Origin of the sequence: Acidovorax sp. 62 (assembly GCF_002754495.1) — a bacterium.
Classification (GTDB): domain Bacteria; phylum Pseudomonadota; class Gammaproteobacteria; order Burkholderiales; family Burkholderiaceae_C; genus Acidovorax.
This window is the reverse complement of record NZ_PEFJ01000001.1, coordinates 2,448,471-2,469,908: the sequence shown is the minus strand read 5'-3', so window position 1 is coordinate 2,469,908 and position 21,438 is coordinate 2,448,471. Positions and strand designations below refer to the sequence as shown.

At 63.6% G+C, this 21,438-nt stretch carries 17 protein-coding genes, 3 tRNA genes and 1 pseudogene; 7 read left to right on the top strand and 14 right to left on the bottom strand.

The window, feature by feature from the left end:
- Positions 1 to 77: 77 nt before the first annotated feature.
- Positions 78 to 251: a hypothetical protein gene (locus tag CLU86_RS22820; protein WP_158236325.1), complete on the bottom strand. Its 174-nt coding sequence runs from the start codon at positions 249 to 251 to the stop codon at positions 78 to 80.
- A gap of 25 nt (positions 252 to 276) precedes the next feature.
- Between CLU86_RS22820 and CLU86_RS11140 the strand changes: the two genes are divergently transcribed.
- From CLU86_RS11140 to CLU86_RS11125, 4 genes are all read left to right on the top strand, one after another.
- Positions 277 to 549 carry an HU family DNA-binding protein gene (locus CLU86_RS11140; protein WP_099658722.1) on the top strand — a complete coding sequence of 91 codons (273 nt, stop codon included), beginning with the start codon at positions 277 to 279 and terminating at the stop codon, positions 547 to 549.
- A 15-nt stretch (positions 550 to 564) separates the two neighbouring features.
- Positions 565 to 640, top strand: a tRNA-Val gene (locus CLU86_RS11135).
- A 58-nt stretch (positions 641 to 698) separates the two neighbouring features.
- Entirely contained in the window at positions 699 to 2,612 is a 1,914-nt protein-coding gene (locus CLU86_RS11130) for a SurA N-terminal domain-containing protein (protein WP_099741650.1), read from the top strand.
- 60 nt (positions 2,613 to 2,672) lie between these two features.
- A tRNA-His gene (locus CLU86_RS11125) sits at positions 2,673 to 2,748 on the top strand.
- A 381-nt stretch (positions 2,749 to 3,129) separates the two neighbouring features.
- On the opposite strand, the gene CLU86_RS11120 is transcribed toward CLU86_RS11125, so the two are convergent.
- From CLU86_RS11120 to CLU86_RS11110, 3 genes are all read right to left on the bottom strand, one after another.
- Positions 3,130 to 3,206: transfer RNA gene (locus tag CLU86_RS11120), tRNA-Arg, on the bottom strand.
- Between the two features lie 201 nt (positions 3,207 to 3,407).
- On the bottom strand, positions 3,408 to 5,279 hold the full coding sequence (locus CLU86_RS11115) for a M14 family metallocarboxypeptidase (protein WP_099741649.1): 1,872 nt from the start codon (positions 5,277 to 5,279) through the stop codon (positions 3,408 to 3,410).
- Positions 5,280 to 5,524: 245 nt separating this feature from the next.
- Positions 5,525 to 7,336 (bottom strand): DEAD/DEAH box helicase, encoded by a 1,812-nt coding sequence (locus tag CLU86_RS11110; RefSeq protein WP_099656134.1) that lies wholly within the window; start codon positions 7,334 to 7,336, stop codon positions 5,525 to 5,527.
- A gap of 320 nt (positions 7,337 to 7,656) precedes the next feature.
- On the opposite strand from CLU86_RS11110, the gene ettA reads away from it, so the two are divergent.
- Together ettA and CLU86_RS11100 are read left to right on the top strand one after the other, a co-directional pair.
- Positions 7,657 to 9,318 carry an energy-dependent translational throttle protein EttA gene (gene ettA, locus CLU86_RS11105; RefSeq protein ID WP_099741648.1) on the top strand — a complete coding sequence of 554 codons (1,662 nt, stop codon included), beginning with the start codon at positions 7,657 to 7,659 and terminating at the stop codon, positions 9,316 to 9,318.
- Positions 9,319 to 9,381: 63 nt separating this feature from the next.
- On the top strand, positions 9,382 to 11,802 hold the full coding sequence (locus CLU86_RS11100; protein WP_099741647.1) for a DUF1631 family protein: 2,421 nt from the start codon (positions 9,382 to 9,384) through the stop codon (positions 11,800 to 11,802).
- A gap of 37 nt (positions 11,803 to 11,839) precedes the next feature.
- Here CLU86_RS11100 and CLU86_RS11095 read toward each other — a convergent pair whose 3' ends face one another.
- The 10 genes and pseudogenes from CLU86_RS11095 to CLU86_RS11050 all read right to left on the bottom strand — a co-directional run bounded on the left by CLU86_RS11095 (position 11,840) and on the right by CLU86_RS11050 (position 20,571).
- Complete coding sequence (locus tag CLU86_RS11095) at positions 11,840 to 13,162, bottom strand: TAXI family TRAP transporter solute-binding subunit (RefSeq protein ID WP_099741646.1); 1,323 nt, start codon at positions 13,160 to 13,162, stop codon at positions 11,840 to 11,842.
- A gap of 88 nt (positions 13,163 to 13,250) precedes the next feature.
- Positions 13,251 to 14,267, bottom strand: a complete 1,017-nt coding sequence (locus CLU86_RS11090; RefSeq protein ID WP_099741644.1) for a P1 family peptidase — start codon at positions 14,265 to 14,267, stop codon at positions 13,251 to 13,253.
- A 44-nt stretch (positions 14,268 to 14,311) separates the two neighbouring features.
- A complete protein-coding gene (locus tag CLU86_RS11085) occupies positions 14,312 to 14,755 on the bottom strand; it encodes a copper-binding protein (RefSeq protein ID WP_233194956.1) in 444 nt (147 codons plus the stop codon).
- Positions 14,752 to 15,261 (bottom strand): DUF411 domain-containing protein, encoded by a 510-nt coding sequence (locus CLU86_RS11080; protein ID WP_099741643.1) that lies wholly within the window; start codon positions 15,259 to 15,261, stop codon positions 14,752 to 14,754. Before CLU86_RS11080 ends, CLU86_RS11085 begins: the two co-directional genes overlap by 4 nt.
- A 213-nt stretch (positions 15,262 to 15,474) precedes the next feature.
- Positions 15,475 to 15,954: pseudogene (locus CLU86_RS11075) on the bottom strand (plastocyanin/azurin family copper-binding protein); the annotation flags it as partial.
- Between the two features lie 13 nt (positions 15,955 to 15,967).
- Positions 15,968 to 17,350 (bottom strand): multicopper oxidase family protein, encoded by a 1,383-nt coding sequence (locus CLU86_RS11070; protein WP_099741641.1) that lies wholly within the window; start codon positions 17,348 to 17,350, stop codon positions 15,968 to 15,970.
- A gap of 28 nt (positions 17,351 to 17,378) precedes the next feature.
- Positions 17,379 to 18,830 carry a TolC family protein gene (locus CLU86_RS11065; RefSeq protein WP_099741640.1) on the bottom strand — a complete coding sequence of 484 codons (1,452 nt, stop codon included), beginning with the start codon at positions 18,828 to 18,830 and terminating at the stop codon, positions 17,379 to 17,381.
- On the bottom strand, positions 18,827 to 19,294 hold the full coding sequence (locus CLU86_RS11060) for a hypothetical protein (protein ID WP_099741639.1): 468 nt from the start codon (positions 19,292 to 19,294) through the stop codon (positions 18,827 to 18,829). Before CLU86_RS11060 ends, CLU86_RS11065 begins: the two co-directional genes overlap by 4 nt.
- An 81-nt stretch (positions 19,295 to 19,375) precedes the next feature.
- Positions 19,376 to 19,870: a hypothetical protein gene (locus CLU86_RS11055; protein ID WP_099741637.1), complete on the bottom strand. Its 495-nt coding sequence runs from the start codon at positions 19,868 to 19,870 to the stop codon at positions 19,376 to 19,378.
- A 65-nt stretch (positions 19,871 to 19,935) separates the two neighbouring features.
- Entirely contained in the window at positions 19,936 to 20,571 is a 636-nt protein-coding gene (locus CLU86_RS11050; protein ID WP_099741636.1) for a YitT family protein, read from the bottom strand.
- A gap of 288 nt (positions 20,572 to 20,859) precedes the next feature.
- Between CLU86_RS11050 and CLU86_RS11045 the strand changes: the two genes are divergently transcribed.
- A complete protein-coding gene (locus tag CLU86_RS11045; RefSeq protein WP_099741635.1) occupies positions 20,860 to 21,333 on the top strand; it encodes a Cd(II)/Pb(II)-responsive transcriptional regulator in 474 nt (157 codons plus the stop codon).
- Positions 21,334 to 21,438: the final 105 nt, after the last annotated feature.

Here is a 21,438-nt window from a genome sequence, read left to right as displayed (position 1 = left end):
GGTGAAGGTGCGCATGCAGCGCGATTGAGACAAAAACACGCAGCAAGCCCGGCCAGGCTGAGAAATGCGACTAGAATTCAGGCAAACATCGCCGCCAAACGGCATGTTGTATTGACACCCGGAAAGTCGATGGTTTTAATCTGACGCAGCAGCCATTGCTGTGTACTCCAGTCATTCTCCAGTCCATTGATCCAGGCCTCTTGTTGAGGCGCTTTGACGTGTGAAGACCAGATACCCAAGACAAATTCCATCAACGTTTTTCCCGAGAGGCTTCTTGTGAACAAAACCGAATTGATCGAGCACATCGCTAACAACGCCGATATCTCCAAGGCAGCTGCTGCACGCGCACTGGAGTCGACGATTGAAGCTGTCAAGAAGACCCTGAAGAAGGGCGGCACCGTGTCTTTGGTGGGTTTTGGGACATTCGCTGTTGGCAAGCGTGCTGCGCGTACAGGTCGTAATCCCCGTACCGGCGATGCGATTAAAATCAAAGCTGCTAAAGTTCCAAAGTTCCGTCCAGGTAAAGCATTGAAAGATGCTGTGAACTGAAAATTGTTTTAGGCTGGGTCCTTAGCTCAGTTGGTAGAGCGGCTCCTTTACACGGAGTAGGTCGGCGGTTCGAGACCGTCAGGACCCACCACCATCAAACAAAGGCGAACGAAAGTTCGCCTTTTCTTTTTGTCACTGAAAGATCGACCATGTTTGAAGCCATCCGCAAGCATTCCAAGATCGTGATGTTCTTGTTGTTCTTGCTGGTCATTCCTTCGTTTGTTCTTGTGGGTATCGACAGCAACTACTTCTCTGAAAAGAGCCCAGTGGTCGTGCGTGTTGATGGGCACAAAATCACCCAAGCCGATTGGGACAATGCCCACAGGACGGAGACGGATCGCATCCGCGCGCAGTCTCCCAATGTGGATCCCAAGCAGCTGGATACGCCCCAGGCCCGGTATGCAACGCTGGAGCGCTTGGTGCGTGATCGTGTGTTTGCTGCTGCTGCGCAAAGCGCCCATCTTGTGACGGGTGATGCCCGCCTTGCCCGTGCTCTGCAAGACATTCCTGCCATTGCTGGGTTGAAGCGACCAGATGGCTCGCTGGACACCGAGGCCTATCGCGCGCTGGTGGGCGCCCAGGGGCTGACGCCTGAAGGGTTTGAGTCGAATGTTCGCCGAGAGCTGTCTGTGAGCCAAGTGATGGGCGGCGTGATGGGCTCGGCCTTTGCCACAGATTCGGCCACGCGCCTGGCTTTTGACTCCTTGTATCAACGCCGTGAGATACAGGTGGCCCGCTTCAATGCCACGGACTATGCCAAGCAGGTCAATCCCAGCGACGCTGATGTAGAGGCTTTCTACCAAGCCAACAGTGCACGCTTTCAGCAGCAAGAGCAGGCTGCAGTCGAATACGTGGTGCTGGATTTGGACAGCGTGCGTGGCAGCATTCGCGTCAATGAGGATGATCTGCGCACTTACTACAAAGAAAATCTGACCCGTCTGGCGGCAAAAGAAGAGCGCCGTGCCAGCCATATCCTGATCAGTGCAAGCAAGGATGCTTCTGCCGCGGAGCGCGAGAAGGCCAAGGCCCGCGCCGAAGAGTTACTTGCGCAAGTTCGCAAGGCGCCAGGCTCGTTTGCTGAAGTGGCCAAGAAGTCCTCGCAGGACACCGGTTCTGCAATAGTTGGCGGTGATCTGAATTTCTTTGGCCGCGGCGCCATGGTCAAGCCTTTCGAGGAAGCCGCTTTCTCCATGAAGAAAGGCGATATCAGTGATGTGGTGGAGTCGGATTTCGGCTATCACATCATTTTGCTGACGGATATCAAAACCCCTCGCCAGCCGTCTTTTGAGGAACTGCGTCCTTCGCTGGAAGCTGAACTCAAGCAGCAACAAGCCCAGCGCAAATTTGCCGAGGTGGCAGAGTTGTTCACGAACAGTGTGTATGAGCAGCCAGACAGCCTCAAGCCTGTGGCGGACAGTTTGAAACTCAAGATTCAAACGGCAGATGGAGTCACCCGGGTTCCCGCGGCTGGTGTGACCGGCCCCCTGGCCAATGCCAAGTTTTTGGAAGCCTTGTTTTCCAGTGATTCCATCGAAGGAAAGCGCAACACCAGCGCTGTCGAAGTGGGTCCTAGTCAACTGGTGGCTGGGCGCGTTTCTACCTATGCGCCTGCCCGTACGCTTCCTTTGACTGAGGTCCGCGACCGTGCCCGCAGCCTGCATGTGCAAGAAAAGTCGCTGGAGCTGGCCCGCAAGGATGCAGAGGCCAAGAAGGCTGCATGGACTGCCAACGCAGCCGCTGCGACCGGTCTTTCGGCTGCTGTGACGGTTTCTCGTGACCAGACCCAAGGCCAGCCTCGCCAAGTGTTGGACGCGGCCTTGCGCGTCTCCCCGGATGGATTGCCTGCGTGGGTGGTTGCAGACCTTGGTGCCCAAGGCGCTGCCTTGGTGAAGGTGTCGCGCATATTGCCCCGTGAGGCTGCAGACGCCCAGCAAACGGCGCAACAACGCCAGCAATTGCAGCAGTGGTGGACCACTGCCGAAGGTTTCGCTTACTATGAAATGCTCAAGGAGCGCTTCAAGGTGCAGATCAAGCCCACGCGTCCACAAGCGTCCGCTATTTGAAATAGAAAGTTCTGGAAGTTGATTGGAGTGTTCAAATTTCCGTTATAATTTGAGTCTACGGTGGCTGTAGCTCAGTTGGTAGAGTCCAGGATTGTGATTCCTGTTGTCGTGGGTTCGAGCCCCATCAGCCACCCCAAATAAAAACCCGCAGTGTGAAAGCACTGCGGGTTTTCTTGTTTTTGGTTCGGCGTTATCGGTGCAGTTTGTATGCTGCTTCGGTGGGGCTGGGCGCTGGCGCCTGCTGCTGTGCAAAAAAGCCACCGATGGCGGTTCAATTTGCTTGGTGGTGTCGAGGTGCTGTCGTTGCAGGTCTTGACCTGCGGCACTGCTTGATTAACAAAACACCAGTGCAAGCAATGCGGCATCTTCCGTCAAATTGAAGACTGCAAATGCGGCCAACCGATAGAGTGTTGCCAGGGTGATTTCAACCCATTCTTGCGGGCTCATCTTTGATCTGGAGGAGTGCCATCGCCATGGGCAACATCGTCCTTGGATGTTTCGCATGACCTGACTGGATTGGCCTGCCCGGAGGGACTCGAACCCCCGACCTATTGCTTAGAAGGCAATTGCTCTATCCGGTTGAGCTACGGGCAGATGGATGGGATAGCCTCAATGGGTTTTGAGGTGCTGTGCATGTGCACATGCTGAACCCGAGAGTCTGATGATAACCCGCAGACACTTGTCCTACGGGGCTGACGGCGCAAATATGCGGACCAATGCCTGCTGTGCCGATGTGCTTTTGGTCCTTTTCAGACCGTTCAGCTTGCAGCAGGTGAGGTGCCTTTAGTGTCTGAATCAGTCGGCTTCTTCAAAAACCAGGGAGGGGGTGGCCATTACTCGAGCTGTGTGCTCCAGCTCGCCGATTAAGTGGTTTGCAAAGTAGCTACTCTGGGTATCGGGCTCTAAAGCCGCCACGGCGATGTGTGCCAAGGCTTGGTTCAGCGGAATGTAGTAGCTGCCGGTGGGGACGTCGATGGCTGCGCGCACGGGCGCCACCTTGATGCGGATGGTGTCACTGCTGGCTGCAATGGCGCCCCGCACGTCGCGCCGTTCCCCGATTTCTCTTGCGGTTTCCTGGTATTTTTCCGCGAGTAGCGAGCCTGCTTCGGCAACCTTCATCACTTGAACGCCCATCAGCTTGAGCCGCTCTACAGCAGCGGTTGCACTGGCATCCAGCCAGTAGCCGCATGGGCGTGCCCGGGTCTGCAGTTTGCGCAGGCTCAGTGAGGAATTCCAGTCCACCCGCAGGCTGCGATCTTCTCCGGTGGTTGGGTCCAGCAAAACAAGGTCGCGTTGGGTGGGTGTGGCGGCGGCTTCGGTTACGACTTGGTCGCGGCAAGCCTGCGCAGCGGTGTCTCGTGCAACAAATGAGCGCACTTGCTCCAGTGGGCCTACCTTGTCGGCCGTGCTGCGCAATGCGCTGGTGATGGCTGTGACCTGGGTGTGTACCCGCCTTTGTGCATGCAGCCTGCCAATACCGACGCCCCGTGTTTCGATCAACAGGCTGACCGCATTTTTAAGTCCGTGCACATTTCGGCCGGTGTCGGGCTGTGTGCCGCCCATGGAAATGCTCTTGTCTTCGCGGTCGGTGGATGTGGTGTAGTACCACTCGCTGCTCAGGCCTTGCTCTTTCAGGGCTGCCACCATGGGGGCGTGGTACCACTCCAGGGAGGCCTTGGTCAGAAACTCGGGGTAGTTGGCTGTCGTCGCATGCTGCAACAAAGCATCGTATTTCTGGATGGCATTGAACTTGTCCTTGAACCGACCTGCCACGGTGTATTCATGTGAGTCAATGACAAGCAACGGGCGGTAGTCGCGTACCAGGCGTGCAATCGCTTGGGCCTCGGGGGTTTGCAGCAGCAGGTGGTCGCGGTTCATGTCGACACCGTTGGCCGTGTTGCGCGTTCGTGCTTCGGCGCCATCGGGATTGGCGCGCGGCACCACAATCACGTTGATCTTGTCCAGCAGCGCATCGAGCAGCCCATTAGGGGCCAACTCGCGGGCCATGATGAGGAGAGCTTCCGCTCCTGCCGGCTCGTCCCCGTGCTGTTGCCCTAGCATGATCACGGTGGGGCGGCCTGCAGTTTCCAGTGCGGCTGGGCTGGGGTTTTTGGCTTTGGTCAGCAGCAAGCCCAAGATTGGAGTGCCAAGTTGAGACACGCCTAGCTGAAGCAACTGGGGAGGTGGGGTGGCCCCAGATCGCATGTCTGCAAGCCCTGTCAGCCATTGCGCCAGCTCGGCATTGGTTGTGAATGAGCGGCGATCTTTCCCAAGCCCAGGGGTGCTGTATTGGATGGCTGGATCAGGAAAACGTGCTGCCACCGCTGCGCTGTAAGGTGGCGTGAGTGGTTCTTCGTTTCTGCCCACCAAAGCTGGGGTTGGCAGGACAGGCGTCGCTGTGGCTTCGGCTGCTTTAGGTGTAGTGCCGAGTGGGGGCGGAACCTGCTTGGCCGATGCGGCGCGTGGCAACGGTGCAGGGACTGTTGCCGTGGGCTTGCTCCCGGCGCTGGGCCACGGTGGCAACGGTGTGCTGCTGCAAGCCGCCAGCAAAGCCGCTGAAATGATGGTTGCGGTGAGTGCATGCAGCCGCCACCTACCGCTTGGCTCGGGGCTCTCAGGCATTGACTGGGGGCCAAGGGCATTGAAGAGTGCGGAGCGCAAAGTCATGGTGTGGGGCTGTAAAGGTCGCAAGAGGGCGTCACGGAACTTGCGGATGTTACCCGTTGATGCCTGTAGGAGATGTTGGCGTGTGGCTGCGGGTTTACATCAGCCTGCACTGCGGGCGTGGGTGCACCCAGGGTGTAATGAGTTTGTGGGGCATCTGCAGTTCTGTCACTCAGATGTGACTGTGCCCGACATCCCTGGCATCTTTGCGGGAGGTCGGGCACTCAGACCCTCAGCGGGTGGATAACTTATCGGTTGAACGAGCCGCCGCGAGGGCCGCCGCCAGACCCGCGAGGGCCGTTGCTGCGGCCACCACCGCCGCCGTATCCACCGCCGCCATTGCCACCACCACTGCGGTAGCCACCACCACCGCCACGGCGACCGCCGCCGCCCATGCTGTCTACGCTGGTGCGCATCGGGTCAGGCTGGCCGCCTGCCGAATGGCCTGAGTGGCGGTTGCCTGGGTTGCTGTGACCCGAGTGCGTGCCCAGGTGGGCATTGGCGCGCGGAGGTTGCGAGTCGTCATAGCGATTGCCGCCACCGCCGCCTTCGTAACCACCGCCGCCGGAGCGACCGCGAGGGGCTTGGCCGCCAGCGCGTGCGCCGCCGCCCTGGCCACCACCACCGGCACGACCGCCACGTGGGCCATTGCCGCCGCCATTCGCTGCGGCACCGCCACCGGCGCGACCGCCACGGCCACCGCCGCCATTGCCGCCACCGGCAGGACGGGGGCCGCGCTCGCCGCCGCCATTGCCGTTGCCTGCACCCTGGCCGGCTTTGTTGGTGCGGATGCGTTCCATCATTTCACTGCGGGCGGCCTTGGCAGCTGCCTGCATCACTTCGCGGCTTGGGGGCTTGCCTGCACCGCCCCAGATCGTTTGGCGGCCCATGGCAATGGGCTCTGCCTTTTCACCTGCGTCTGGGCCAAAGCCCTCGATGACTTGCACTGGAATCTGCTGCTTGGTGAAGCGCTCGATGTCCATCATGAAGCCTTCTTCGTCCATGCAGACCAGGCTCACGGCTTCGCCCGTAGCGCCTGCACGGCCCGTACGGCCAATGCGGTGCACATAGTCTTCGGAGACGTTGGGGATTTCGTAGTTAACGACATGGGGCAGATCGTCGATGTCGATGCCGCGGGCAGCAATATCGGTAGCCACCAGGGCGCGGATATCGCCACTCTTGAAGCCCGCCAGGGCCTGTGTACGGGCGCTCTGGCTCTTGTTGCCATGCAGTGCCATGGCTTGAACCCCGTTTTTGGTCAGAAACTCGGCTACGTTGTTGGCGCCAAACTTGGTGCGGGTGAATACCAGCACTTGGCTCCAGTTGTGCTGCTGAATGATGTGCAGCAGCACTTGCTTCTTCTTGCCACGGCCCACAGGGTGAATCACCTGGGTGATGCGTTGCACCGTGGTGTTGCTGGGCGTGACCTGGATGCTTTGCGGGTTCTTGAGCAGCGTGTTGGCCAGCTCGCGGATTTCATCGCTGAATGTGGCGGAGAACAGCAGACTTTGCTTGTCTTTAGGAACCAGCGCCAGGACTTTCTTGACGTCGTGGATGAAACCCATGTCGAGCATGCGGTCGGCTTCGTCCAGAACGAGAATTTCGACGGTAGAGAGGTCCAGGAAGCCTTGCTGCTGCAAGTCCAGCAAACGGCCTGGTGTGGCAACCAGCACGTCCACACCACGCTTGATGCGGTCGATTTGCGGGTTCATGCCAACGCCGCCGAAGACGACGGTGGAGTTGATGTCCAGGTATTTGCCGTAGTCGCGCACCGACTCTTCAACCTGGGCCGCCAGTTCACGGGTGGGGGTCAGGACCAGGGCGCGGATGCCCTTGCCGCCGAATTTGCTTTTGGGGGCTGTGCCCTGGCTGAGGCGGTGCAGCATTGGCAGTGTGAATGCTGCGGTCTTGCCGGTACCCGTCTGTGCTCCGGCCAGCAGGTCATGGCCTGCGAGTACGGAGGGAATCGCCTGGGCCTGAATGGGGGTGGGTGTCTCGTAGCCTTGTTCGAGCACCGCCTTCAGGATGGCAGGAGCCAGATTCAGTTCTTCAAATTTCATGTCGTAGATTGCGCCCGTCCGGGCGCTGGGTATCGGCCTGTCGTCGCAACCAAAGAGGGGTTGCTGAGCCAGTCTCAGGCAGATGAGGTTCAAGATTGGGAGCCAGGAAAGTGATTCCTTCGTCCCCAGCAAACTGCTGATGTGACGAGCAACTGGAGCCCGTTACGCCGCTTATTGTCGCATGGCCCGATAATCTCGGTTTGAACGCAGAATTTCTGCCCACTTTCGCAGGTTGAACAAGTAATGGCCCAATACGTTTTATCGAAACAACTGCCCGCCTTTGGCGGCCTTCACTCGCTTTGCTCGTGGGGGGGCATGTAATGGCTCAGTATGTTTTCTCCATGAACCGCGTCGGCAAGATCGTGCCGCCCAAGCGGCAGATTTTGAAAGACATCTCCCTGAGCTTTTTCCCAGGCGCCAAGATCGGCGTGCTGGGGACCAATGGCTCGGGCAAGTCCACCCTGCTGAAAATCATGGCAGGCATTGACAAGGAAATCGAAGGCGAAGCCATCCCCATGGCGGGCCTGAACATTGGTTACCTGCCTCAGGAACCCCAGCTGGACCCCACCCAGACCGTGCGTGAGAGCGTGGAAGCCGGCATGGGTAAGGTGTTCGCCGCCAAGGCGCGCCTGGAAGAGGTCTACACCGCCTACGGTGCCGAAGACGCCGACTTTGACGCTCTGGCCGCCGAACAGGCCGAGCTGGAAGCCATCATCGCCACGGCTGGCACCGACTCCGAGCACCAGCTTGAAATTGCTGCCGACGCCTTGCGCCTGCCCCCGTGGGACGCCAACATCGGCGTGCTCTCCGGCGGTGAAAAGCGCCGCGTGGCGCTGTGCCGCCTGCTGCTGTCCAAGCCCGACATGCTGCTGCTCGATGAGCCAACCAACCACTTGGACGCCGAATCGGTGGACTGGCTGGAGCAGTTCCTGCAGCGCTACTCCGGCACCGTGGTGGCCATCACCCACGATCGCTACTTCCTGGACAACGCCGCCGAATGGATTTTGGAACTGGACCGTGGGTCCGGCATCCCGTACAAGGGCAATTACTCCGACTGGCTGACCCAGAAGGGCGCCCGTCTGGAAGCCGAACAAAAGGGTGAGGAAGCCCGCGCCAAAGCCCTGAAGAAGGAACTGGAATGGTCGCGCCAGAACCCCAAGGCCCGCCAGGCCAAGAGCAAGGCCCGTCTGGCCCGCTTTGAGGAACTGAGCGATTACGAATACCAAAAGCGTAACGAAACCAACGAAATCTTCATCCCCGTGGCCGACCGCTTGGGCAGCCAGGTGATCGAGTTCAAGAACGTCACCAAATCGTTTGGCGACCGGGTGCTGATCGACAATCTGAGCTTCAACATCCCTGCAGGCGCCATCGTCGGCATCATCGGGCCCAACGGCGCCGGTAAGTCCACGCTGTTCAAGCTGATTGCGGGCAAGGAAAAGCCGGACTCGGGGGAAGTCGTCATCGGCTCCACCGTCAAGATGGCCTTTGTGGACCAGCACCGTGATGATCTGTCCAACGACAAGACGGTATGGGAAGACGTGTCGGGCGGACTTGACATCCTGAACGTCGGCAAATTCCAGATGGCCAGCCGTGCCTATTGCGGTCGCTTCAACTTCAATGGCGGCGACCAGCAAAAGAAGGTCGGCATGCTCTCCGGGGGAGAGCGTGGCCGTTTGCACTTGGCTAAGACCTTGATTGCGGGCGGCAACGTGCTGATGCTCGATGAGCCGTCCAACGACTTGGACGTGGAAACCCTGCGTGCCTTGGAAGATGCGCTGTTGGAGTTTGCTGGCACGATGTTGGTCATCAGCCACGATCGCTGGTTCCTGGACCGTATTGCCACCCACATCTTGGCAGCCGAAGGTGACAGCCAATGGACGTTTTTTGACGGCAATTACCAAGAGTACGAAGCGGACAAGAAAAAACGCCTGGGCGAAGAGGGCGCCAAGCCCAAGCGGATGCGTTACAAGGCACTCAAGTAAGGCTCCAAAGTTCTGCAGGTCAAGTAGGATTGCAACTGGAAACCCCTCTTTCTTCCTTTCACCATGTCCCAGGCAGCGTCCCGTTCGAGAACTGTTTTTCGCGCCTGCGTCGTTAGCGCTGTGCGCGAGGGCGAAGCGCTCATGGGAAAACTGGTGGAGGTCACGCGCAATGCGTTGACGCAAGAGGAGTCTTCAGTTCGCAACGTCCAGCAGCGCAACAACATCAGTGATGCGCTGGGTGTGCTCAAGCAGCACGAAGCTGGCATGGTCAAGGGCTACTCCATGGCCTTGCTGGAGATCTTTGCAGAAGGCCCTTCCAACGCCAAAGCCCGTCCGGCCGACGAAACCGGGATGGACTTTGGCGAGCTTTCGCTCATGGACGAGAGCGAAATGCAAGACCAGGTGGAGTTGTCCAAGGCCCAGCAGCAGGCGGTACATGCGACCGAAGCGGTGTTGGCAGAGCTCAACACCCTGGTCAGCTCGGCCCAGGGCCTGCGCAGCGTGCAGCCTGAGCGCAATCCTCTGCGTCCCGAAAATTACATCCGTGCTTTGCAGCGTGTGGTGTCTGAAACGGGTGCCCCCTCTGAGGTGCGCCAGTTGTGGATGCAACACATGCGTGGCCTGCTGGGTAAGTTGTTGGAGGTGGAATACCAGCGCATGGCCAAAAGCCTGCGCGAGCAAGGCATTGAGCCCGTGGGCTATGCCGTGCTGGGTTCGCCCGCCATGGCTGGGCGCACAGGCTACGGGCCGGCGCAAGGCATGGGGGGGGGCACGGGGTATGGCAGCGGCTATTCCACGGGCTATGGGCAACCTAGTGGGTACGGAGGCACCACGGGCTACGGTGGCAACACAGGCTATGGCCGTGGCATGGGTGGGCACACGGGCTGGCAGGGCGAACCGGCCATGCAGCCGCAGATGGCTGCCGAGGCGGAAGAGGCCATCTTGACGGTGGGCATTCTGCGCCAGATGCTGGCGGGGGGCGACCCCTTTGACCCCCGTGGAGCCTATGTGGCCGTGCCTTCTCAGGCGGTGCCCTTGCAGTCTGGTCAGATGCCTGCGGTGGGCTGGGTGGATGGGCGCACGGCGGTGCCCAGTGGCCATGCCGCTATGGGCACTGCCTACGCTGCAGTGCCCGCAGTGGCGGCCGACGCCATGGAAGACATCGCGCAGCTGGAGAGGTTGGTCAATCGCCTGAGCGGCGGTAGCCAGGCGGCGCCCCTGTCTGCTTGGCGCGCACCCACCCAAATGGGGCAGCCCATCTACACCGTGCCCTTCGTGGCACCCACAGAATCGCCTGTAGTTGCTGCCGATGTGGTGGGGGGCATGATGGTGGCCCTGGCGCAAGACACCCGCTTGCTCCCTCCGGTGCAGCGTGCAGTGCAAAACCTGGAGCCCGCGCTCAAGCAGTTGGTACGGTTTGACCCCCGCTTCTTCTCTGATGCTGGCCATCCCGCGCGCCGTTTGCTGGACGAAATGACCCAGCGCAGCTTGGCATTTGCCTCTGAAGAGGCCCCAGGGTTTGCCCAATTTGTGCGGCTGATCAATGAAGCGGTGACCCATCTGTCTGCCAGCCAGATCAAGGACGCCACGCCCTTTGAAACCGTGCTCAAGGCGCTGTACTCCGCCTGGGACACCCAGGAGCAGCGCGCCAAAGCGAAAGAAGCGGCACAAAAGAGGGTCCTGCAGCGGGCCGAGCAGCGCGCCATGCTGGCCGAGAAAATTGCGGCCGACATTCGGCGGCTGCCCGACATGGGGCAGGTGCCTGCCGATGTACTCGACTTTGCTGCGGGCCCTTGGGCCGATGTGGTGGCGCTGGCGCAGGTGAGCCAGGCCGATGGTGCTGAGGATGACCCAGGGGGTTACCTCGCGCTGGTGCCTATGCTGCTGTGGAGTGCGCAGCCAGAGCTGACCCGGCTGGAGCTGGACCGGCTGACGCAGGCGATCCCCGACATGCTGGCCAAGCTGCGTGAGGGCTTGCGCACCGTGGATTACCCCGCCGCCAAAACCAGCACATTTCTGGAGCGGCTGGTGGCCTTGCACCAGTCTGCGTTTGAGATGCCCATGCCCTCGGGCACCTCCATCCCCTTGCCTCAAGGCGAGGTGTTTGCCGAGTCGCCCGACAGCCTGGGCTCTGAAATGCCGTCAGAAGACAGCTTGCAGGCCGTGCTGGATACTGGCAGTGGCTCTGCGGCCAGCGATGCGGCGGCAGACCCCTTTGCCAATTTTGTGGTGGGCGCCTGGGTGGAGCTGATCACCAACCAGCGCCCAGTGCGCACCCAGCTGACCTGGGCCAGCCCCAATGGCACGCTGTTCCTGTTCACATCGCCCGATGGCAGCACCCAGTCCATGACACGGCGCATGCGCGACAAGCTGGCTGGCGAAGGCACGCTGCGTGTGGTGCGGGTGAAGCCTTCTTCGCGCAGTGCCAACTCGGCCCCGGCAGGCCTGTCGCGTTCCGCCGCCAAGGCGGCCAAGGGCCGTTGACCTCGTAGCGCTCTGGCCTTTGACAGGCTGGGCCTCTTCAAGCCCGCAGCAGCTTCTTGCGCACCAGGTGGATGTGGTTGCGCAGTGCATACAGCTCGTCTGCGTACGACAGCGGCACCGTCACCTTTTCCACCTGCGCTTCCAGGGCGTCCAGGGCTTTGAGCATCTCGGGATGCTCGGCGGGCTGAGACTCCACGGTGTCTTCAATTTCCCGCAGGCGGCCATACCAGCGGAACACGCGCGAGCGCACCCTGAACTGGTACAGGGGCGGCACGATGCGCGACAGCGGCAGCAGCGCGGCCAGCAAAATACCCAGCACCAGCCACATGCGCTCAATCAGGTTGGCCAGCCAGAACGGCAGGTAGCGCTGCATCATCGGCACCGGCTCGTTGATGGCGCGCTCGCCCTCCTTGGCAATGGGCAGTTCGCTGTGCCGCATGTTCGGAAACTCCCGTGCGCGGTTGAACCAACCCGGGCTGCTGTGCAGCCGCTGTGCGTTCTGGGCAAACAGCGTGAGCAAGGCCGGGTGGGTCGATTCGCGGGCCAGCAGCGATGTGGTCGAGGCCACCATGCGCACATCCCGCGCGGGCACATTGCTGGCCAAGTCCACCACCCCACGCGGCAGTGTCACGGGCGAGAGGAAGGGAAAGCGCCGCGCATAGGCCTCGTGCTGGGCAATGTCGAGCAATTGCACTCCGGGCGTTTGCAGCAGCATCTGCACCATCAGCGACTCGGGGGCCGACGCAAACACCAGGGCGTCCAGCTTGCCCGCCAGGAAGGCCACGGTGGCCGGGGTCTCCTCCAGCCGCGACATGGTCACGGCGCCTTTTTCCAGCCGGTTGGCTTCCAGCAGCCGGTCCATCAAGGTGGGCACGCCGCTGCCGTCCGAGCCCACATTCACTCGCATGCCACGCAGCTGCCGCAGCCCATCGAGCCGGGGGCTGTGGTGCAGGCGCAGTGCAGCGTCGGTGCGATAAAACAGCCACACTGGCTCGACAAACAGGCTGCCCAGCGACACCAGCTCATCAGGGTCCTCGGGCAGCAGCTCGGCCGTGCCGCCTTGCACAAAGGCCAGGTCGGCCTGGCCATCGCGCAGCAACTGCAAGTTGGCTGACGAACCATCGCTGGGCAGCAATCGCACCTCGATGCCCTCGGCGGCCAGTGCCTTTTGGTAGCGCTTGCCAAACTCTTCGTACGCACTTTGCGCCGGGCCGGTGGCCAGGGTGACGGACTTGGGCGGCGTGGGGTTGAGCCACCAGTACGCCAGCGCCAGCAGGCCCACCGCCAAAAATGCCAGCGGGCCAGCGGACAGCAGCAGATCGCGCAATGACAGCAGCGTGGATCGAAGGGCCTTGGACATGCGGGAGTTCATTCTGAAGCGGAAGAAGCAGAGCAGGGCGCCCTTGCAGGACACCTGCGAAGACTTTGAACAGGTTCTTAGACCCTGTTCAAAGTCGGGAAGGGCGCCAGTCTGCCATGCCCGGCAGGTGCAGGCCTTCGGCGGTTGTGACAGAACGTGCGGCCAGCACCGCCCGTGCCGTGGCGCGTGCGGTGGCCTCGGCGGCCATGGTGGCCAGCACCATCATGCCGGGGTGGGCTTCCACACAACCGGTGCCCAGGGCAAACACGGTGTCGCCGTCGCTCATGGTGTGCACGGGGTTGATGCTGCGGGCCAGCCCGTCGTGTGCCGCAATGGCCAGCCGGTGGGCCTGCACTTTGGTGATGCGTGCGTCGGTGGCCACCACGCCCAGCGTGGTGTTGGTGCCTGCCAGCAGCGGCTGGGGGGGCTCGCCGCGCAGCAGCGCGCGGCGGGTGTCGCGCAGCCCTTTGCCGTCGTCCGTGCGGGCACCCGCCAGCACCTGGGCGGTGTCGGGGTTCAGCACATCGCCCAGTGCGTTGCACGCCACCAAAGCCCCCACCGTGACGCCCGCCACCGTGACCGAAGCCGTGCCCACGCCCCCCTTCATAGCGTGGCCTATGCCAAAAATTTTGCCCACGGCCGCGCCTGCGCCCGCGCCCACGTTGCCTTCTGCCGGGTCGGCCCGGTTCGCGGCCTGGCAGGCGGCATAGCCCGCTGCCGCATCGGGGCGGATGCGCATGTCGCCCACCAGCAAATCAAACAGCACCGCAGCAGGCACCAGTGGCAGGCGGCCCACGGCCACGTCAAAGCCAATGCCTTGCTCCTCCAGCCAGCGCACGGCGCCCGTGGCCGCATCCAGCCCCCAGGCGCTGCCACCGGCCAGCACGATGGCGTGCACTTTTTCGACCAGGTTGGAGGGGTGGAGCAAGTCCGTCTCGCGGGTGCCGGGGGCGGCCCCGCGCACATCCACACCGGCCACGGCGCCGTCACGCGCCAGGATGACGGTGCAGCCCGTGGGGCGGCGGCTGTCGGTGTGGTGGCCAACCTCAATGCCCGCCACGCGGGTGATGCTGCCAGCGTCGCTGGCGGGTGGGGTGCTGCTCATGGCCCGATTATGGGCTGGGGGTTATCGCCGGTTTGCTGGCTGCGTCACGGTGCCGGTGCAATGTGCGTCAGCACATAGGCGCCTTGCAACTGCTCGGCCCTGAAGCGCATCTTCATGCCCGCTTGCAGGGCGCTGCCCTGGTCGGCGTTTTGCACCTTGAACACCATGGTCATGGGGGGCATGCCCAGGTTGGCAATGGGGCCGTGGCGCAGGGTGACTTTGCCGCTGCGTGCATCCCAGCGCAGCACTTCGCCCTCGCTCAGCTCGGCCGCTGTGGCCGCCTGAGCGGGGGCTGCAGCCGGTGCGGCGGAGGTTGCGACCTGGGTGGATGCCGTATGGCTGTCGTAGGCTTCGCCGTGGTCGTGGTCGTCGCCCGCAAAGGCCGTGGTCGCGCCGAGCATGCCCAGGGCCAGCAGGGCGGCGCGCAGAGGGGACGTGAGCCGATGGGTTGCCTGGGCTGCCGTGTCTGGGAAGGGGCGGTGACTCATGTGGATTCTTTCTGATTGCCAGGGTAGCTTTTGAACACGCGGGTGCTGCCATCTCGGGCGACCAGCAGCACGTCATAGGGGTCACGGCGGTTGCCGTACACCGCGCCATCCATGCCGGGGGAGCCCACGGGCATGCCGGGCACGGCCAGGCCCAGGGCCTGGGGCTTTTGCTTCAGCAGGGCGCGCACGTCACTGGCGGGCACATGGCCTTCCACCGCGTAGCCGCCCACCAGCGCGGTGTGGCACGAGCCCAACTTTTGCGGCAGCCCCAGGCGGGCGCGCACGGCATTGTTGCCTGTGGCGTGGATGGTGACGGCAAACCCGTGGGCCTGCATGTGGTCCACCCAGTCCTGGCAGCAGCCGCAGTTGGGGTCTTTCCAGACCTCAACCGGGGTGGGCGCCGCGGCGTAGGCCGCGAGCGCGGGCCCAGCCAGCGTGCAGGCCATGGCCTGGGCCAGCCACTGGCGGCGGGTGTTTTTCGTTGGGGTGGGTGTGTAGTGAGTCATGGTGGTGCTCCTGTATTGCAATTGCAGTTCAATCCAATGCGCCGGGGGTGTGCCGCTGCCCTTGGGCCTGGCACGGCCTAGGCCAGCACCCCGCACAAGGGCCTATGCCGGCCGCGCCGCCCCGCCGTGCTGGGGGTGTCCCCCTCCCGCATCGCGCAGCGAAGCGAGAGAGGGGGAAGGCGCGAAGCGGCTCAGGGGGGGGCATTTGGGCTTTACGGTGATCGTGCCCTTCATGCCCGCGCTGAAATGGCCAGCGATCAGGCAGGCAAACTCGAAGCGGCCTGCGCGATTGAAATGCCACACGATGTCGCCGCGTTGGCCGGGTGGCACATGCGCCATGTAGGGCTCGTCGTGCTCCATGCCGGGGTGCTTGGCCATCATCTCGGCATGGGCCTGCAGGTCGGGCTCGGTGCCGATCACGATCTCGTGCAACACCTGGCCCTGGTTGGCTGCCCGCAGGCGAATGGTGTCGCCCTCGCGCACTTCGATGTGGCTGGGGGTAAAGCGCATGTCGTCGGTCATGCGCAGGGTGATGGTGCGGCGCACGGCCTGCGCGTCGCCCGCAATGCCCCAGGCCTTTTGCTCTTTCACTGGCGCAGTTACGGGCGCGTGGTGTGGTGCTGATTCATGAGAAAAGACGGCGCTAGCGCTTGCCAATAAAGCGCTAGTAGCTATAAATTTAATAGTGTTCATGGTGTGGCGGGGCTCAATGCTGGTGGCCGCTGGCGGCGGGTTTGCGGGCGCTGGGTTCGGTGGGGGCGGTGCCGGGGGCGTCCACGCGCGCCGGGCGTGGCGTGGCGGCAGGGGCGCCTTGCCATTCATAGGCCAGGGTGCCCGGCGGGTGCTGGAAGTCGCCGGGGTCGCGGTAGTCGCTGGCGCCCAGGCCCTGGCGCACCTTGAGGGTGGTGAACATGCCGCCCATCTCCAGCGGGCCAAACGGGCCGGTGCCGGTCATCATCGGGAAGGTGTTGTCGGGCAGCGGCATTTCCATGGCCCCCATGTCCGCCATGCCGCGCTCGCCCATCACCATGTAGTCGGGCACGATCTTCTGGATCTTGCCCACCAGCCCCTTGTGATCCACGCCGATCATGGTGGGCACGCCGTGGCCCATAGCGCCCATGGTGTGGTGGCTCTTGTGGCAGTGCAGGGCCCAGTCGCCCAGCTCGTCGGCCGTGAACTCGATCTGCCGCATCTGGCCCACGGCCACGTCGGTGGTCACCTCGGGCCAGCGGGCGGTGGGGGGCACGGGGCCGCCGTCGGTGCCGGTCACCTCGAACTCATGGCCGTGAAGGTGAATGGGGTGGTTGGTCATGGTGAGGTTGCCCACGCGGATGCGCACGCGATCGCCACGGCGCGCCACCAGTGGGCTGATGGCGGGGAAGGCGCGGCTGTTCCAGCACCAGATGTTGTGCTCCAGCATGGTGTTGACCTTGGGGGTCTTGCTGCCCGGCTCCACGTCAAAGGCATTGATCAGGAAGGCGTAGTCGCGCTGCACCTTGGCGATGTGCGGGTGTTGACCCTTGGGGTGTGTGATCCACAGGCCCATCATGCCCATGGCCATCTGCACCATCTCGTCGGCGTGCGGGTGGTACATGAAGGTGCCAGGCCTGCGCGCCACAAACTCGTACACAAAGGTTTTGCCTGGCTGGATGGCGGGCTGGGTGAGGCCGCCCACGCCATCCATGCCATTGGGCAGGCGCTGGCCGTGCCAGTGGATGGTGGTGTGCTCGGGCAGTCGGTTGGTGACGAAGATGCGCACGCGGTCGCCTTCGACCACCTCGATGGTGGGGCCGGGGCTTTGGCCGTTGTAGCCCCACAGGTTGACGAAGAAGCCGGGGGCCACCTCGCGCACCACGGGCTCGGCCACCAGATGGAATTCTTTGACGCCCTGGTTCATGCGCCAGGGCGTGGTCCAGCCGTTCAAGGTGACCACGGGTTGGTAGGGGCGCCCGTTGGGGGGCACCAGGGGCGGTGCGGTGTCGGGCGATGCCTGGGTGGCGGGCTCGGGCAGGGCGGCCAGTGCCACGCGGCTGACCGATGTGGCCGCGACGGCGGTAGCGGCACCGGCGAAAAATTGGCGTCGTTGCATGGGGTGTCCTGGATTTTTTGGAGAGAGGTCAGTGGCCACGGCTGTCGGCGGCCTCTGCTGGTGTGGTGGTGCCCAGGGCTGTGGCTGGGGTGTCGAGTGCGCCGATGAGGGCCAGGCGCAGATCGGTGTCGGCCAGCCAGAAGTCGCGCTGCGCCTCGATGGCGCGGGCGCTGGCGGCGGCGGCGGTGCGGGCTTCGGCCAGCAGGTCCCACACGCTGGCCAGCATGCCGTTGTAGCGCAGCGTGGTTTCGCTCTGGATCAGCGCGCGCAGCGGCAGCACTTCGTCGCGCTGCTGGCGGGCCAGGTCGTGGCTGGTGCGGTAGGTGAGCCAGGCGGTGCGCACCTCGGTGCGTGCGCGCAGCGCGGTGTCTTGCAACTGGGCGGCGTTGCGCTCCACCTCCAGCCGCGCCGCCGTGCGGGCCGTGCCGCCCCAGTCGAACAAGGGCAGGGGCAGTTCTAGCTCCCAGCCTCGGGTGGTGTCGCGGTGGCCGCTGTCCCGCTCTGTGGTGGTGTTGCGCTGGTAGCCCAGGCCCACGCTGCCAAACAGGGCGGCAGCACCTGCCCAGCCTGCGCGGGTGCTGGTGGTGTCAAGCTGGCGGCGCGCGGCCTGCAGGTCCAGCCGCTGCTCAAGGGCCTGGGCTTCCAGGGCCTGGGCGTTCAGTACGTCGGCCGGCATTGGGGGCAGGGCAGGCAGGCTGCTGGCCAGCGTGAAGCTGGCGTTGCCACCCCACAGGCCCAGGGTGCGGTGCAGTTGCTCGCGTGCCGTGGCTGCGGCCAGCTGCGCCCGGGCTTGGCTGGAGCGGGCATCGCTGAGCAGGGCTTGCTCGCGCGCCCATTGCAGGCGGCTCCAGTTGCCGGTGCGCGCCATGCGCTGGGCCAGCTCGGCACCGGCCTCCGCGGCCTCCACCATGCGGCTGTGCACGGCGGCCACTTGCTCCGCGGCCACGGCGCGCAGCCAGGCGCGGCGGGCATCGGCGGCCACCTGCAGCACGTCTTGCGCGGCCAGCAGGGTGGCGTGGTCGCGGGCCTCAGCCTGGCGCTGGGTGCGCCAGGGCAGGGTGATGAGGTCCAGCAGGCCGAAGCTGAGCGATCGCTCGATCTCCCGCTCATGCCCATTCACCAGCCGCCCCAGGGTGAGGTGCGGGTTGGGCAGTTGCAGGGCCTGCACACGCTGCGCATCTTGAATGCCCAGCTCTGCCAGCCGCACGCGCAGCGCGGGCTGGTGCAGCAAGGCAATGCGCACGGCGTTGTCTTGCGTCAGTGGCTGGGCCAGCCAGGTGCGCAATTGGGCCTGTGCCTCGCTGCGTGTGGCCGGGTCAGCGGGCGGGAGTTGTGCGGCCAGGGTGGGGGCGCTGCGGGCGGCTTGCTCCATGGCGCGGCCTTGCAGGCCGTCGGGCGACACGCTGGCGCAGCCTGCCAGCACCGTGAGGGCGGCGGCTGCGGCGGTCAGTCGCCAGAGGGTGGGCGCAGTGGTGTTCATGGGCGGCCCTCTGGAGGTGTGGTGGGTTGGTTGGTGTGGTGGCCGTGGGGCATGGGGTGCGGTCCCTTGTCATGCATCTGCTGGGGCATCTTGTGGCGCATGCCGGGGTGCGGTGTGCCATCTGTTGTGGCTGCTGGGGGCGAGGGGGTTGGGGGCGCCACAGTTGCGGCAGTGTTGTGCGCCTCCCAGTTCACGATGTCGGCATGGCCGCGTGGAAACTCGGCCACGGCACGGTTGGCGGCAGCCCAGTCCACCTCGGCGGGGGCTTGGGGGCTCTGCAGCGGCAAGGTGGGGTGGTGCAGCGGCGCTGGGGTGTTTGAAGCCTGCGCTGGCTGAGCCAAGGCGGGTGCTGCCAGGGTGCTGGCCAGCAGCCACGCCAGCAGGCGGCTGGTGGTTGGCAGGCGGAAAAAGGGCGGGCAGCGCCGCGGCAGGGCGCGGGCCAAAAAATCAAGGTGCGATGGCATCGCGGTCTCCAAAAACAAGCTCGAAGGAGCGTTGCACTTGACCTTTTCAGGCCACTGCAGACGCACTACGGGTGTCGGAGGTCAGGCGATGGGAGGCTTGTGGGCCAGCGCGACGGGGGCGTTGGCAGGTGTGTGCACGGCGCGCGCAATGGCGGCTGTGGGGGCTGGGCCCTGTGCGGCCGACGGGGCCGCAGGCAGCACCATGGTGGCATGGCAGATTTCGCACACGGTGCAGGTGCTGCCGTGGCTGTCTGCACAGGTCGATGTGGGGGCGGGTGTGGCTGCTGCGGTGGATGCGCAGTGAGAGTGACCGTGCCCCTCACCCTCTTCACTGTCGCCGCAATGGGCTGCCTGCGCAGCCGCGTGGTCCATCGCACCGTGGTGGTCGCTGGGATGTGCTGCCTCGGCATGTGGGCCGCCGTGGGCCGCTTCGCCCATCTGTGCTCCCGTCTGTGTGGCCATCACCTGGCTGTGGGCCACGGCCACCGGGGGCAGCATGCCTGCTGCCATGGCCGTACCCACCAGGCCGCGCAGGATCAGGAAGGTGATCAGCAACAGGGACAGGGCGCGGCGCATGGGGTGAATGATACGGCGGCGGTGGGGTTGGTTCCGTCGCGCAGCCTCTTTAGGTGGATGGACTCTCAGGTCGTCATGTAGCGGCCGGGCCGGTGGTTCATGGCCAGCACCAGGTTCAGCGCCACGGCCCCGGCAATGGACCACACCACACGCAGAGGCTCCACCGTCCACAGGGCCAGCAGCACGACGCAGCAGTCCACGGCCATCTGCACCTTGCCTGCGCGCCAGCCGTAGCGGTCTTGCAGGTACAGCGCCAAAATGCCCACGCCCCCCAAGCTGCAGCGGTGGCGAAACAGCACCAAAAATCCGGTGCCCGTGATCAGCCCACCCGCAATGGCGGCGTACAGCGGTTGCAGCTGGGCAAATTGCAGAAACTGCGATTGCAGCTCGGTCAGCAGCGACAGCAGCAGCACGGCGATGAAGGTCTTGACGGTGAAGGCCCGGCCCAGTTTGCGCAGGGCCAGCCAGTAAAAGGGCAGGTTCACCACAAAGAAAATCTTGCCGAAGCCAATGCCCGTGGCGTAGTGCAGCAAAAACGCCAGCCCGGCGGTGCCGCCCGTCAGCAAGCCGGCACTGGTGAAAAACGCCACGCCCACCGAAATCAGCAGCACGCCGGTGAAGATGGCAACGGCGTCTTCGGTCAGCGAGTGGGGCACCGCAACAGGGGGCGGCGTGACGGGGGCGGCGGTGGAGCGGGACATGGCGGCAAAAGAAAGGGAAGGCTGGATTGGACCATGCAAGCCCTGTGCCTGGGCTTGCTGTGGGTCAAGAAGCAAAGGGGCGCTGGCGTTGGTTGGGCCAGGGGCTTTTCAGGTTTGTGCTCTGAATGCTATCAATTAAATAGCTGGTAGCGCTTGATTTTAAAGCGCTAGAGGCAGTTTTTTATCAAACAAGCGTTCTGTTCGCGCGTGCAGAGATACCAGGGCCAGCCTGGCAGCGTGCCGCGATGGCATGATGAAAACCTTCAAGTCACTTAAAGGCATGGCTCTATGGCGCAGTCGCTGGCATTGCATCGCATTGGAGAGGCCGCCCGGCAGTCTGGCGTGTCGGCCGCGAATATCCGCTACTACGAAAAAGAAGGCTTGCTGCCGCCCGGCGCCCGCAGCGACAACAGCTACCGCCTGTACAGCGCGGACGATGTGCACCGCCTGCGCTTCATCCGCTTGTGCCGCGCCATGGACATGTCGCTGGACGAGGTGCGCACCCTGCTGGCGCTGGACTGGGGCCGCAAGGAAGACTGCCATGCCGCCTGCGACACGCTGGACGAGCACCTGCAGCATGTGCGCACCCGGCTGGCAGAGTTGCAGGCCCTGGAGGCCGATTTGCTGGCCCTGCGCAGCCGCTGCGACGGCACCGACGCGCAGTGCCACATCATCGAGGCCCTGCACCAGCGCGCCGATGCCCAGGTGCCTGACACGCTGGCCGCCTTGGCGGGTGCGGCGCTCGGCAAGCGCCATGTCTGACGCGGTTGCCAGCGATGCTGTGAGCACCTGTTTCAGCGCGCCCAGGGCTTTGGATTGTTTTGCTATTGATTTGATAGCTAATCGCGCTTTATCCAATGGCCCTAG